Annotated in this window: 13 protein-coding genes; all 13 read right to left on the reverse strand. The window is 66.0% G+C overall.

The genetic code is table 11. From position 1 onward, the window contains the following. Positions 1-92: 92 nt before the first annotated feature. The gene (locus tag ACWGQ2_RS17035; protein WP_452019394.1) at positions 93-764 is read right to left on the reverse strand and encodes a DivIVA domain-containing protein; all 672 of its coding nucleotides are present in this window, start codon (positions 762-764) and stop codon (positions 93-95) included. Positions 765-913: 149 nt separating this feature from the next. Then, positions 914-1,207 carry a YggT family protein gene (locus ACWGQ2_RS17040; protein ID WP_452019396.1) on the reverse strand — a complete coding sequence of 98 codons (294 nt, stop codon included), beginning with the start codon at positions 1,205-1,207 and terminating at the stop codon, positions 914-916. A 60-nt stretch (positions 1,208-1,267) separates the two neighbouring features. Continuing rightward, complete coding sequence (locus tag ACWGQ2_RS17045) at positions 1,268-1,804, reverse strand: cell division protein SepF (protein ID WP_452019398.1); 537 nt, start codon at positions 1,802-1,804, stop codon at positions 1,268-1,270. A gap of 104 nt (positions 1,805-1,908) precedes the next feature. Then, positions 1,909-2,655 carry a YggS family pyridoxal phosphate-dependent enzyme gene (locus ACWGQ2_RS17050; RefSeq protein ID WP_452019400.1) on the reverse strand — a complete coding sequence of 249 codons (747 nt, stop codon included), beginning with the start codon at positions 2,653-2,655 and terminating at the stop codon, positions 1,909-1,911. 40 nt (positions 2,656-2,695) lie between these two features. Beyond that, a complete protein-coding gene (locus tag ACWGQ2_RS17055; protein WP_452019402.1) occupies positions 2,696-3,397 on the reverse strand; it encodes a polyphenol oxidase family protein in 702 nt (233 codons plus the stop codon). A 31-nt stretch (positions 3,398-3,428) separates the two neighbouring features. Beyond that, complete coding sequence (ftsZ, locus tag ACWGQ2_RS17060; protein ID WP_422399826.1) at positions 3,429-4,598, reverse strand: cell division protein FtsZ; 1,170 nt, start codon at positions 4,596-4,598, stop codon at positions 3,429-3,431. Positions 4,599-4,814: 216 nt separating this feature from the next. Further along, positions 4,815-5,819 (reverse strand): cell division protein FtsQ/DivIB, encoded by a 1,005-nt coding sequence (locus tag ACWGQ2_RS17065; protein ID WP_452019404.1) that lies wholly within the window; start codon positions 5,817-5,819, stop codon positions 4,815-4,817. Next, on the reverse strand, positions 5,809-7,227 hold the full coding sequence (murC, locus tag ACWGQ2_RS17070; RefSeq protein WP_452019406.1) for a UDP-N-acetylmuramate--L-alanine ligase: 1,419 nt from the start codon (positions 7,225-7,227) through the stop codon (positions 5,809-5,811). The genes ACWGQ2_RS17065 and murC overlap by 11 nt, the downstream gene beginning before the upstream one ends. Continuing rightward, entirely contained in the window at positions 7,224-8,333 is a 1,110-nt protein-coding gene (murG, locus tag ACWGQ2_RS17075; protein ID WP_452019408.1) for an undecaprenyldiphospho-muramoylpentapeptide beta-N-acetylglucosaminyltransferase, read from the reverse strand. Before murG ends, murC begins: the two co-directional genes overlap by 4 nt. Further along, on the reverse strand, positions 8,330-9,691 hold the full coding sequence (gene ftsW / locus ACWGQ2_RS17080) for a putative lipid II flippase FtsW (RefSeq protein WP_452019410.1): 1,362 nt from the start codon (positions 9,689-9,691) through the stop codon (positions 8,330-8,332). Before ftsW ends, murG begins: the two co-directional genes overlap by 4 nt. Beyond that, entirely contained in the window at positions 9,692-11,236 is a 1,545-nt protein-coding gene (gene murD / locus ACWGQ2_RS17085) for a UDP-N-acetylmuramoyl-L-alanine--D-glutamate ligase (protein ID WP_452019412.1), read from the reverse strand. After that, on the reverse strand, positions 11,233-12,339 hold the full coding sequence (gene mraY / locus ACWGQ2_RS17090) for a phospho-N-acetylmuramoyl-pentapeptide-transferase (protein WP_452019414.1): 1,107 nt from the start codon (positions 12,337-12,339) through the stop codon (positions 11,233-11,235). The genes murD and mraY overlap by 4 nt, the downstream gene beginning before the upstream one ends. Continuing rightward, positions 12,336-13,820: a UDP-N-acetylmuramoyl-tripeptide--D-alanyl-D-alanine ligase gene (locus ACWGQ2_RS17095; RefSeq protein WP_452019416.1), complete on the reverse strand. Its 1,485-nt coding sequence runs from the start codon at positions 13,818-13,820 to the stop codon at positions 12,336-12,338. Before ACWGQ2_RS17095 ends, mraY begins: the two co-directional genes overlap by 4 nt. Between the last annotated feature and the right edge of the window lie 3 nt (positions 13,821-13,823).

Consider the following 13,823-nt stretch of genomic DNA (forward strand, 5'->3'; position numbering starts at 1 on the left):
GGCCGGGAGATCCCGGCCGCCGGCCCATGGCTCTGTTACCAGTCTAATCCTGATTTCAATCCGTCCAGGCGGAAACGACTAGCTGCAAACGCTTAGGCGTCTGCGGTCTCCGAGGCTACCGAGCCGCGGGAATCGAGGTCGCGCAGCTGGCCCTCGATGTAAGCCTTGAGGCGGGTACGGTAATCCCGCTCGAAGCCGCGAAGCTGCTCCACCTTGCGCTCCAGGAGAGCCTTCTGCTGCTCGAGGGAGCTGAGGATCTTGCGGCTCTTTTCCTGGGCTTCGGTGACCAGTCCGCTGGCTTCGATCTGTGCCTCGGCAATGATCTTGTCGCGCTGCTCGACGCCGGCGCTCACGTAGTCGTCATGCATCTTCTGAGCCATGGCCAGGATGCCTGCCGCAGATTCAGCCGTGTTGGATGCGGCGGGTGCGGGCTCAGCAGCCCGCGGGGCCTCGGCCTTGGGCTCTTCAGCCTTCGGAGCCGGTGCCGGAGCGGGTTCAGGCTTCTTCTCTTCCTTGACCGGCTGGGAAACCTGCTCGGTCTTGGCGGCGGCCGAAACCGGTGCGGGAACCTGGGTGCCAGCAGCAGGTGCATCGGCGACTGCCTCGGCGAGCTGCCGGCGCAGGTCCTCATTCTCGGCATTCAGCCGGCGGAGTTCAACGACGATCTCGTCGAGGAAGTCATCCACCTCGTCCTGGTCGTAGCCTTCACGGAACTTAGTCGGCTGGAACCGCTTATTGACTACATCTTCTGGCGTCAGGGCCATCTGGTCACCTCATACTGGTTATCAGGCCGGCCTGCCGTGCGGCAGTGAGCCTAGTTACAGAATCTCGAACATAAAATCAGGGATCATTCAATGATATTTTTTCACATTATATCTTTTGCGAACCGATATCGAACCGGCTCCTCCGCGGGCTAGCGAAGTGCCGCTGCCCAGACGATCTGCATAAGAATGCTGACCACGATGAACAGGACCAGGAACGCAAGGTCCAGCGAGACCCCACCCAGCCGCAGCGGGGGGATAATCCTCCGCAGGGCCCGGATTGGCGGGTCTGTGGCTCCGTAGACACCTGTTGCCAGCACCAGCGCCGGGCCCTTGGGCCGCCACTGTCGTGCAAACATCTGCACGGCGTCATAGACGATGCGAAGAATCAGGGCGAGCTGAAAGAGCATCAGCACCAGGTACAGCAGGGCAAAAATAATACTCACGCGTGTTTTCGTTTCCGCCGTAGGAGAACGGCTGCCTGCTCCGCCCCCGTGGGGCGGCGGCTAGCTCTGGTTGAAGAATGTGGACTGGGACTCGCTGACCTTCTTGTCATCCCCCAGCACCTCGACGTAGGACGGCGAGAGCAGGAAGACCTTGTTGGTCACTCGTTCGATGGTACCGCGCAACCCGAACACAAGTCCCGCGGAGAAGTCCACCAGACGCTTGGCGTCGGCTTCTCCCATATCCGTGACATTCATGATGACCGGGATTCCGTCGCGGAAACTCTCGCCGATGATCTTGGCGTCGTTGTAGGAACGGGGATGGACGGTGGTGATCTGCCGCAAGCCTGCCACGTCTTCCTTTGCCGATGAGGGGGCGCGTTTGATGGGGGTCACGGGAGCACGGTATTCCTCTACCGCCGTGGTTTTGCGCTCGGTCTGGGCGGGTGCGGCCGGTTCACGGTCGTTCCGCTCATTCTCCGGTGCGCGCTCTTCGTCCCGGGCAGGTGCCTCGCGGACAGGCTTCTGCTCGTCCTCGTACAGCTCGTCGCCATCGGCGAGCCCAAGGTAGATCATCGTCCTGCGCATTGCGCCAGCCATGGTTGCTCCTTCAGTCCTTCAGCGTCCCGCGTTATCCAGTGTTACCCAAGGAATACCCTGTGGTATCCGGTGTTTTTGCAGTGTTGCCCCTGCCATGTTTGACGCTACCCCACAGCAGGGCGGGGACCGAGAACATCCGATCCAATCCGCAGGTGTGTCGCGCCGTGGGCGACCGCTGCTTCCAGGTCCTGGCTCATGCCGGCTGAGATGCCGGAGGCGTCGGGGTAACGGGCAGTGAGTTCGCCGGAGAACTCCTGCAGCCGGGCAAACGCTGCGGCGGGGTCTTCGCCGAGGGGAGCCACCGCCATCAGGCCGGCCAGCTGCAGGGAGGGTTCCACTGCCACGGCGGCTGCCAGTTCCAGCATGTCCTCCGGACGGGCTCCCCCGCGTCCCGGTTCCAGGTTGTCTCCGCTGCGCAGATCCAGCTGGAGGTAGCACCGGAGCGGATCCCGCTCCGGTTCCCCCGCCTCCGTCCGGCGCCGGTTTTCCGCGGCCATGGCTTTGGCAAGCGCTGCCACCAGCCCGGCCCGGTCCACTGAGTGCACGGCGGAGGCATACTTGACCACGGACTTGGCCTTGTTCGTCTGCAGCTGTCCGATGAAGTGCCAGCGCAGCCCGGAACCGGCAAGTTCCGCAGCCTTGGCCTCAGCCTCCTGTGCCTTGTTCTCACCCACGTCGCGCACACCCAGCTTCGCCAGGGCAGCGGCGTCGGACGCCGGGAAATACTTCGTGACCACGATGAGGTTCGGTTCTCTCCGCCCGCTGGCTGCTGCCGCGTCGGAGATCCGCCGCCGAACCTGGTCCAGACGGTGCCGCAGGTCTTCTGTGCGGTCAGTGGCTGTGGTGCTCATGGTCCCTCGTGTTACTGCTGTAGATCGAATGTGCCGGACGCTACCGCGGCTGCCAGATCAGCCCGGCGAACCGTCCGGTGGGTGCGTCCCGGCGGTGGGAGAACAGATCCGGTTCTTCCATGGTGCATCCCGGAATCGTTTCAACGCTTACGTTGAGTCCCTGAAGCTGTGAAAATGCAGCGGCGGGCAGGTCGAGCGCCGGGGTTCCCCAGCTGGTCTGTGAGGCCGTTCCGGGGAAATGGGATGCTTCGGCGAGCATTTCGGCGGGGACCTCGTAGCACTGCCCGCAGACACCGGGACCGATCCAGGCCTGGATCGAGGCAGCACCTGCGGTGCGCATTGCGGCAACCGTGTTGGCCAGGATTCCGTCCAGCAGGCCGCGCCGTCCGGCGTGTGCGGCAGCGGTGATGACCCCGGTTGGCCCCGGCGCCGCGAACAGCACGGGCAGGCAGTCGGCCACCATCACGGCCAGCGGAACCGTTCCGTCGGTGCTCAGCAGGACATCAGCTACCGGCACCTCGCCGGAGGCAGGCCCGGGAGCCACCACGGCGACGTCCGCGGAGTGCACCTGTTCCATAAAGCGCAGTGTCCCGGGCTCTGCGCCCATCCGCTGCTCCAGAGCGGCCCGGCGGCCGCGGACGGCAGCTGGATCGTCCCCAACGTGCAGCGCGAGGTTGCCCGCCGATGTATCAGTGAAAGCTACACGGAGCCCTTCAGGGCCCTGCCCTTCCCACCAAAACATACGATCGAACAACCCCGCGCCGGTACTGGTCTTACTTGAGGAAATCAGGAACGTCCAGGTCGTCCTGGCGTCCCGCGCTGAGGTCAGGCTCAACAACGGCCGGGAGGTCGACGTCGAACCCGGCGTCGGCCGGTACGGTCTGGGGACGCTGGGCCCACGCCGACGTCGCGGCACCGGCAGCACCGGCACCGGCGGCAGCAGCCGGCGGGGACAGCGGTTCAGCAGGCTTGGCCGAGGCAGGCTGGGACGTGACGTCAACCTGGTCGAAGCCGGCAGCGATCACGGTGACGCGTGCTTCATCACCCAGGGCGTCGTCAATGACGGCACCGAAGATGATGTTGGCTTCGGGGTGGGCAACTTCCTGCACCAGGCGGGCTGCTTCGTTGATCTCGAACAGGCCGAGGTCCGAGCCGCCCTGGATGGACAGCAGCACGCCGTGCGCGCCGTCAATCGAGGCTTCGAGAAGCGGGGAGGCGATGGCCAGCTCTGCGGCCTTGACGGCACGGTCCTCGCCGCGGGCGGAACCGATGCCCATCAGCGCCGAGCCGGCACCCTGCATCACGGACTTCACGTCGGCGAAGTCAAGGTTGATCAGGCCCGGGGTGGTGATCAGGTCGGTGATGCCCTGGACACCGGAGAGCAGAACCTGGTCAGCGGAGCGGAAAGCATCCAGCATGGATACGTTCCGGTCGCTGATGGAGAGCAGGCGGTCGTTCGGGATCACGATCAGCGTGTCGACTTCGTCGCGCAGCGTATCGATGCCGGACTCCGCCTGGTTGGAACGGCGGCGGCCTTCGAAGGTGAACGGACGGGTGACGACGCCGATGGTCAGGGCGCCGAGCGAACGGGCAATCCGGGCCACCACGGGGGCACCGCCGGTACCGGTTCCGCCGCCCTCGCCTGCGGTCACGAAGACCATGTCCGCTCCGCGCAGCACCTCTTCGATTTCCTCGGCGTGGTCTTCTGCCGCCTTGCGGCCAACCTCCGGATCGGCTCCGGCGCCCAGGCCACGGGTCAGTTCACGTCCAACGTCAAGCTTCACGTCGGCGTCGCTCATCAGCAGCGCCTGCGCGTCTGTATTGATGGCGATGAATTCGACTCCGCGGAGTCCGACGTCGATCATTCGGTTTACGGCATTCACGCCGCCGCCGCCGATGCCGACGACCTTGATGACGGCCAAGTAATTCTGCGGTGCTGCCACGTCCTGTGTCCCTTGTTCGAATCTGTGCAACTGATCAATGTGGCCGGGTCTGACCCGGCCGAAACCTTCAACCGAACAACCTTAACCCTCCACTTGAGGGTTATAGTTATGTCAAGTAATGCTCTACTCCCGACGCTATGGGGCGCCGGATGCTTGCGCAATTACCGTTCCGCGCGTGTCGGTGAGAAACTTCGCCGGTCTTTGCCGCCGTGGCACTCACCGCGTCACCGGCCGGTTCGGTGTGCTCACGTCGAACACCGAAACCGGAGGATCTGCGGCGGGCATCAGCAGCAGGGCTTCCAGGGCCCGCGCCTTCGCCGCGTTCGCTTCCGCGCTTCCCCAGAATACCGTCTGGCCGCTGGTGAGCTTGAGTTCAACCGAGTCGACGGTCTCAGCCGAGGCGTGGTCAAGCTGTGCCAGGACGTTCGGCGGCAGGGCCGCGAGCACCTGTGTCACGGTAGAGAATACGGTGCTGTTGACCGCTTCGGTCCCGCCGTCGATCAGCGGCAGTGCGGCCTCGCCGCGTTCGGCCACCGCCTTGAGCTGGCGCCCCTCTTCGTCGATGAGGACAAATTCCCTGCCGTTCTGCAGTACGGCCACCGGAACCCGCTCGGTGACGGTGACAATCAGGTCCGACGGCGGCACCGCCGTCACCTCCACGCCCTCAATCTCCGGACGGTCCGCCAGCAGTTCGGCGGCATCTGAGTCGGAGATCAGGGCAAGGGGCGTGCCAAGCAGCGGGGCGAGTGCCGTTTCAGCTTCCTGGGGCGGCAGCAGCGAATTGCCTTCTAGCTGGATATTCTTCAGCGCCAGGGCGGGCGAGAAGAAAACCACAAAAAACAGGGCAGCAAGGAGCAGGGCTGCCGCGCCGGTCCCGGCCAGCAGGTAGCGCCGGCGGCGTTTGGCCGGCGGCTCCGGGAAGGCCAGAATGCTGGCGTCGGGGCTCTGCCCGTCCGCTGCGGCGGGCCGGGCGTCGTCCGGCTCCGGCAGACTGGACGGGTCGAAAGCGTCCCTGGTGGCGGAGATGACCGTGTCCGGATGGGCAGCGGATCCGGGCCGCAGTTCATGAATCTGCGCGCCGGGTGACTGCAGCAGCTCCACCTTGGCCGAATTGGCTGTGGCCCGGACAGGCTGTCCCGCCTCCCCGCGCCGGGCGGCGCCGGGAGTCTTGGAACCCGCGCCTGCTGCGGCCGGAGGCTGGCGGGGTTTCCTACCCGGCATCCGGATTGCTCCCGCCCGGCTCAGGGCCGCTGAGCGCTTCCACGAGGGCCGGACCGTACTGGGTGACGTCGCCTGCACCGACGGTGAGGATGATGTCCCCCGCTGCAGCGTGCGCGGCGATGTTCAGCACCGCATCCTGGGCGTGGGCTGCAACGGTTACCGGGGTTTTCAGCTTCGAGGTGATCAGCTCGCTGGTGACACCGGGGATCGGATCCTCACGAGCCGGATAGATGGGCAGCACTGTCACGGAATCGGCCAGGTCCAGCGCCTGGGCAAATTCGGCCGCGAAGTTGCGGGTCCGGCTAAAGAGGTGCGGCTGGAACAGTACGTGCACTGCGTTGGAACCGGCAACTGCACGGGCGGCCTGCAGGGCAGCGGCTACTTCAGTGGGATGGTGGGCGTAGTCATCGAAGACGCGCACTCCGCGGGCTTCGCCCTTGGGCTCGAACCGGCGGGCGGCGCCGGAGAAGGTTCCCAGCCCGCGGGCGGCGGTCTCCGGTTCCACTCCCAGCGCCAGGGCTGCGGCGAAGGCAGCGGCGGCGTTCAGTACGTTGTGCCGCCCGGGCACCTGGAGTTCGAGCAGCTGCTGCCGTTCCTGGTTCCCTTCCCGGAAGTGCAGCGTGCTGGTGCTGCTGCGGCCTGCTGCCTCCGTGCCGGAAATTCGTACGTCGGCCTCCTGCGCGTAGCCGTAGGTGCGCACCGGTGTGCCGCTGTTGCGTGCCAGGAGGTCCCGGACCCCGGGGTCATCCGCACAGGCCACCAGCAAACCGTCCTCAGGGAGCAGTTCCACAAACCGGTCGAACGAAGCGAACACGGCCTCAGCGGTGCCGTAGTGGTCCAGGTGGTCGGCCTCAACGTTGGTGATGACCGAGATTTTCGGTGCGTAGTTCAGGAAGGAACCGTCGGACTCGTCAGCTTCAGCGACGAAGATTTTCCCTGATCCGGCTTCGGCGTTGACGCCCAGGGCGGCCACGTCTCCGCCAATGGCGAAGGAGGGGTCCAGGCCCGCTTCGCGGAGCAGCACAGTGATCATCGCCGTTGTGGTGGTCTTCCCGTGGGTGCCGGCAACGGCCACCACCTCTGAACCTTCCATCGCTGCGGCAAGCGCCTGGGAACGGTGGATGATGCGCAGCCCGGCGGCCTCTGCGGCGGCCAGCTCAGGATTCGATGCACGGATGGCCGTGGAGATGACCACCGTGGAGGCACTGCCAAGGTTGGCTGCGTCGTGGCCAATGTGCACCGTGGCTCCGAGAGCCTCCAGCGCACGCAGGCCGGCCGAGTCGCGGGCATCGGAGCCGGACACCCCGATCCCGCGCCCCAGCATCACGCGGGCAACGGCGGACATGCCGGCACCGCCCAGGCCGATGAAGTGGACCCGGCCCAGGTCTTTGAGGTTCAACCGGCTCATGCGTCTTTCCGTTCCGCTGCCTCAAGGATGAGTTCAGCCATTTGGGCATCGGCGTCGCGGATGCCGCGGGCGGCGGAAGCTTCCGCCATGTTCTTCAGTGCCAGGGAATCCTGCAGGAGCGGAATCAGGTTGGCGCTGATCCACTCCGGGGTGAACTGTGAGTCCCGGACCAGCAGGGCCCCGCCTGCCTGCACCAGTCCCGCGGCATTCAGTGCCTGCTCGCCGTTCCCGTGCGGCAGCGGGACAAGCACGGCGGGAAGCCCGACGGCGGAAATCTCGCTGACTGTCCCGGCACCGGAGCGGGCCAGCAGCAGGTCTGCCGCGGCGTAGGCGAGTTCCATGCCGTCGACGTACTCCACCTGCCGGTACAGCGGCGCGGTGAGGGTCCTGCCCTCAGCGTCCGCGGCAGCCTTGCCGCGTCCGGTGACGTGCAGGGTCTGGATACCTGCCGCGGCAAGCGCGGGAAGGGCAGCCGTGACCGCGGCGTTAATGCTCGCGGCGCCCGAAGAACCTCCGGTCACTACCAGAGTGGGCAGGTCCTGCTCCAGGCCCAGGGCAGCACGGGCATCGTGCCGGGCTGCATCGCGGTCCAGGCCGGAGATTTCCCGGCGCATCGGCATACCCACCCAGCGGGCGCCGGGCAGCTTGGTCTCTTCAAAAGCGACGCCCACTACGGCTGCGTTTTTGGCACCAACCCGGTTGGCCAGCCCGGGGCGGGCGTTGGCTTCATGCACCACCACGGGGATGCGCCGCTTGCGGGCTGCCAGGTACACGGGAGTGGAGACGTAGCCGCCCACGCCCACAACGACGTCGGCGGCAGCTTCGTCCAGGATTTCGCCTGCCTGCCGTACGGCGCGCGCCAGGCGGGCCGGAAGGCGGGCGAGGTCGCCGCTCGGCCGGCGCGGCATGGGGACGCGGTCGATCACGGCCAGCTCATACCCGGCGGCCGGCACCAGCCTGGTTTCCATACCGGCAGAGGTGCCCACCACTTTGATGCGGGCATCGGGCCGCAGCCGCCTAACGGCACCGGCTATGGCCAGCAGCGGGCTGATGTGCCCGGCTGTGCCGCCGCCGGCGAGTACTACGGAAAGTGGGGACTGCGTCATGGAGCTGCGGGTTCCCTTTCAGGGATAGTGCGTGCAAAGGACAAGAGGACTCCCACGGCAGCCAGCGTGAACGTCAGCGACGAACCGCCGTAGGAGATAAACGGCAGCGGAACGCCGATCACGGGCAGCAGCCCGGTGACCATGGCGATGTTCACTGCAGCCTGGCCGGTAATCCAGACCAGGATGCAGCCGCAGACAATCCGGATGAACGGCTGGGTGTGGCGCATGGTCACCCGGACCGTGGCCACTGCAAGGATACCGAACAGCACCAGCACCACCAGCGTGCCAAGCAGGCCGAACTCTTCACCGATGATGGCGAAGATGAAGTCGTTGTGGGCTTCCGGGATCCAGTTCCACTTCTGCCGGCTCTGGCCGATGCCCACCCCGAACCAGCCGCCGGACGCAAGTGCGTACATGCCTGCATTGGCCTGGTCACACAGTCCGGCAGAGCAGTCCAGCTGCAGCCAGGCACTGATGCGGCTGGTCCGGTTTCCGCTGGCCACGGAGAAGAGCACCGCGGCTGCCGCCGCCGCGAGGCTGAGCAGCCCCAGCAGCTTAAGCCGGGCGCCGGCGAAAAACAGGGCCGCGAGCATGATCAGGCCCATGATGATCACAGTGCCAAGGTCGTGGCCCAGCAGCACCAGGCCGATCAGCAGGCCACCTCCGGGAAGCACGGGAATGAGCGCATGCTTCCAGTCGGCAATCAGCGCTCCCTTCCGGGAGAGCACGGCGGCGAACCAGATGGCCATGGCGAGCTTCGCGGCCTCGGAGGGCTGGCCGGTCACCGGGCCAAACGCGAGCCAGTTCTTGTTGCCGTTGACCTCCACGCCGATGAAAAGCACCAGGACCAGCAGGACGACGGCGGCGGCCAGGGCCAGCCAGGCGATGGCGCGGTAGAAGCGCGGACCGAAACGGGAGAGCAGAAGCATCAGCCCGACGCCGATCGCTGCGAACATAACCTGCTTGATGAACAGGTCAAAGGTGGTGGCGGCCCCGGCTGCAGAGCCGGCCGCAGCGGCGATGGCCTCCACGGAGGAGGCTGAGAGCACCATCATGAGCCCGATCGCCGTCAGCGCCAGCGTGGCACCAAGGATCATGTAGTAGCTGGAACCGGTGGCTTTGGCGCCGCTGCCTTCGAGCAGCACCATAAAGGCGGTGAACCTCTCCCCCAGCCGCAGGCCCCGCTTCTTCGACGGCACGCCCTCACCGGCAGCGGGACCGCCGGTGGAGGTGCGTGTGCCGGCCGCAGCGCGGCCGGCGGTGGTGACGGGTTTGGCTGCTGCCTGTACCGGCTGCGTGCCTGCCGGGCGCCTGCGCGCCGTCGGCTTGCGTCCCTTGCCCGTGGGCGTGGTCACCATCTACGGCTCCTTGGTGGTCTGCGCCTGCCCTTCCACGTATCCGCGGACAGCTTCGATGAACGCCTCGCCCCGGTGGGCGTAGGACCGGAACTGATCCATGGATGCCGATGCCGGCGCCATGAGGACCGTGTCCCCGCTCTTCGCCACGGCGGCTGCGGCAGCCACGGCCTGGACCATGACGGCTTCGCCGGTGGGCGTTCCTTCCTCTCCAGTGTCCGCCTGGGAAGCCTCAATTACCGGCACATCGGGTGCGTGTCGGGCCAACGCGGAGCGCAGCTGCGAGGAATCCGCACCGATGAGCACAACGGCGCTCAGGCGCTGGGCGTGGGAGGCCACGAGGTCGTCATAGGTGACGCCCTTGGACAGTCCGCCGGCAATCCAGACGACGTGCCCGAAGGCTGCCAGGGAGGCTGCGGCGGCATGCGGATTGGTGGCCTTTGAGTCGTTGACCCAGAGGATGTCATTGAGCTTGGCCACCGGTTCAATCCGGTGCCCGCCGGGGGCGTAGTTGCGCAGCCCGTCCCGGACGGCAACCGGCTCGACGCCGAAGGCACGCACCAGGGCGGCAGCAGCGAGGGCATCGGCAGCAAGGTGGCGGGGTGCGCTGTCACCCAGATCATCCAGGGACGCAAGTTCGGCAGCCGAATTGCGGCGCTCTTCGATGAAGGCCCGGTCCACCAGGAGTCCCTCGACGATCCCCACCATGCTGATGGTCGGCGTGCCCGTGGTGAAGCCGACGGCGCGGCAGCCTTCAATGACGTCGGCTTCCTCGACCATATGCTCGGTCTCGGCCTGTTCGGCGTTGTAGACGCAGGCAACCTGGGTGTTTTCGTAGACCTTGGCCTTATCAGCCTTGTAGGCCTCGAAGCTGCCGTGCCAGTCCACGTGGTCTTCGGCAATGTTCAGGCAGACGCTGGCCAGGGGCGACATGGAGTACGTCCAGTGCAGCTGGAAACTGGAGAGCTCGACGGCGATCGCGTCCCAGCCCTGCGGGTCCCGGATGGCGTCCAGGATCGGTGTGCCGACGTTCCCGGCAGCGACGGCGCGCAGCCCTGCGGCCCGCAGCATGGACTCGGTCATGCCCACCGTGGTGGTCTTGCCGTTGGTTCCGGTGATCGCCAGCCACGGGGCCGTGGGACGGCCCTCGCGGATCCGTACCCGCCAGGCCAGTTCGACGTCGCCCCAGATGGGGATGCCGGCGTCCGCTGCAGCTGCGAGCAGCGGATGGGAGGGACGGAAGCCCGGGGACGTGACAACCAGCTCAGCCGGTTCCCCGTCCACGTCTGACAGCCCGGCCACCGCGTCGGCGCCGAGGCGGACGTCTGCTGCTCCGACAATCCTGAGGGTGTCGGCTTTGCCCCGGTTCTCCTCGGAGTCCAGGCCGTCCACCACCACCACACGGGCACCAAGCTCAATCAGCGTGTCCGCTGCGGAGAAACCGGACAGGCCGATTCCGGCCACGAGGACGCGCAGTCCGCGCCAGTCGGAATCCCAGGTGGTCAGCGTTTCGAGGCGGGGATTTGATGCGTTTGAAGGAATGCTCACTGTCCGGCCACCCAATCGGCGTAGAAGAGTCCCAGGGCAAGGGCGACGCAGAGTCCGCCGATGATCCAGAAGCGGACCACCACCGTGACTTCGGCCCAGCCCTTGAGTTCGAAGTGGTGCTGCAGCGGTGCCATCTTGAACACGCGTTTGCCGCCGCTGAGCTTGAAGTAGCCCACCTGGATGATCACTGAGGCAGAGATGATAACGAACAGGCCGGCCAGGATCACCAGCAGGATCTCGGTCCGGGAGAGGATCGCGAACGCGGCAATCGCGCCGCCGATCGCCAGCGAACCGGTGTCTCCCATGAAGATCTTCGCCGGGGACGTGTTCCACCAGAGGAAACCGACCAGTGCACCGGCCATCGCGCCGGCGAGCAGGGCCAGATCCATGGGGTCGCGCACTTCGTAGCAGACTCCGGTTTCGCCCGGGTTGGCCAGGCAGGACTGGTTGAACTGCCAGATGCCGATGAGGAAATACGCACCGAACACCAGAATGGAGGCACCGGCTGCCAGGCCGTCGAGGCCGTCTGCCAGGTTCACACCGTTGGTTGCGGCGGTGATGATCACGCTGGACCAGAGGATGAACAGGATCGCGCCGATGATCGTTCCGGCAAACGCCAGGTCGATCGCCGTGTCACGGACGAACGAGATGTTGGTGGACGCCGGTGTCAGGCCGGCGTTGTTCGGGAACTGCAGGGCCAGGACGGCAAAGACAATGCCCACGATCGCCTGCAGGATGATTTTCGCCTTGGCGTTCAGTCCCAGAGACCGCTGCCGGGAGATCTTCGTGTAGTCGTCAATGAAGCCAACCAGGCCCATGCCGACCATCAGGAAGAGCACCAGCAGGCCCGAGGCTGAGGGCCCGAAGGTGGTGGGGTTGATCGCGTAGGAGATCAGGTGCGTGATGAAGTAGGAGGCCACCACGGAGGCAACAATGACGGCGCCGCCCATGGTGGGCGTTCCGCGCTTGGTGTGGTGCGACGTCGGGCCGTCATCGCGGACGAACTGTCCGTAGCCCTTTTTGACCAGGAAACGGATGAACAGCGGGGTGCCGGCGAAGGCCAGCACCAGTGCCAGTGAGCAGCCAATCAGGAGCGAAATCACAGTGCTTCACCCCGGATGGTCTCGTCCTGGGCGCTGCCCGCTGCGGAAAGGGTTTTCAAGGCAATCCGATCACCGAGGAACCGCAGTCCGGCTCCGTTTGAAGATTTGAACAGGACAATGTCGCCGGGCTGAAGGGAGGCTTCAAGGATGGCCTCGGCTTCTTCTGGGGTTTGAACGAAGGTGGATTCGTCCCCCCAGGAACCTTCCATCACGGCTCCGGTGTGCATGGCACGGGTACCGGTTCCCACCACGATGAGCTTGGAAATATTGAGGCGGACCACGTAGCGGCCAATGGCGTCGTGCTCGGTGACGGATTCATCGCCCAGCTCGAGCATCTCCCCCAGCACGGCCCAGGTACGCCGGCCCTTGCCGAGTTCGGCAAGGGTGCGCAGCGCAGCACGCATGGATTCGGGATTGGCGTTGTAGGCGTCATTGATCACGGTGACGCCGTCGGGCCGGTCGGTCCGCTCCATGCGCCAGCGGCTGGCGGCCTTCTGGCCGGAGAGGCCGGCAGCGATGTCTGCCGGAGCGATTCCGGCAGCCAGTGCGGCGCTGGCGGCGGCCAGCAGGTTGGCTGTGTGGTGGGCACCGATCAGTCCCGATTCGACCCGGTGCTGTTCACCGTTCGGGAATTCAAGCGTAAAGACCGGACGGCCCTGCTCATCTGTCCGGGCGTCCACGGCACGCAGCGTGGAATGGTTTCCGGGCAGTTCGTCGGAGGAAGAGGTGAAGGAGAGCACGTTCGCGGTGGTGCGCTTGTCCATGGCAGCTACGCGGATGTCGTCGCCGTTGAGCACAGCTGTGCCGGCCGGGGAAAGGGCTTCCACCATTTCGCCCTTGGCGCGGGCAATGTTCTCCACCCCGCCAAACTCACCTGCGTGGGCAGTGCCGACGCAGAGGACAACACCGATGTCCGGACGGACCATGTCCGCCAGGTAGGTGATGTGTCCGACGCCGGTGGCACCCATTTCCACGACGAGGTAGCGGGTGCCGTGCCCGGCGTTGAAAATGGTCAGCGGCACACCCACTTCACCGTTGTAGGAGCCGACCGGCGCCACGGTGGTGCCGTGGGCGCCGAGCAGACCTGCCAGGAGGTCCTTGGTGGTGGTCTTGCCCGCCGAGCCGGTGATGCCGATAACGGTCAGCGGCCCTTCGGCCCGGAGCCGGCGGACGATTTCCGCGGCGAGCTGGCCCATGGCGGCCACGGCGTCCGGAACCACGATGCCCGGGAACGGTGTTCCGTCTTCCCCGGTCACGGGACGTTCGGTCAGGGCCAGCGCGGCCCCGGCTTCGAACGCCCGGGCCACAAAGAGATGGCCGTCGGAGAACTCTCCGGGCTTGGCAATGAACAGGGACGCCGGACCGGCTTCGCGGGAATCGGTCGTGGCTGACGTCACTGGAATGGCCGGGTCTGCTGCTGCTGCCCCCACCAGCTCGCCACCCGTAATTGCCGCAATTTCGGCTGCATTAAGTTCAATCATGAC

The sequence above is a fragment of the Arthrobacter sp. NPDC055585 genome (assembly GCF_053619115.1).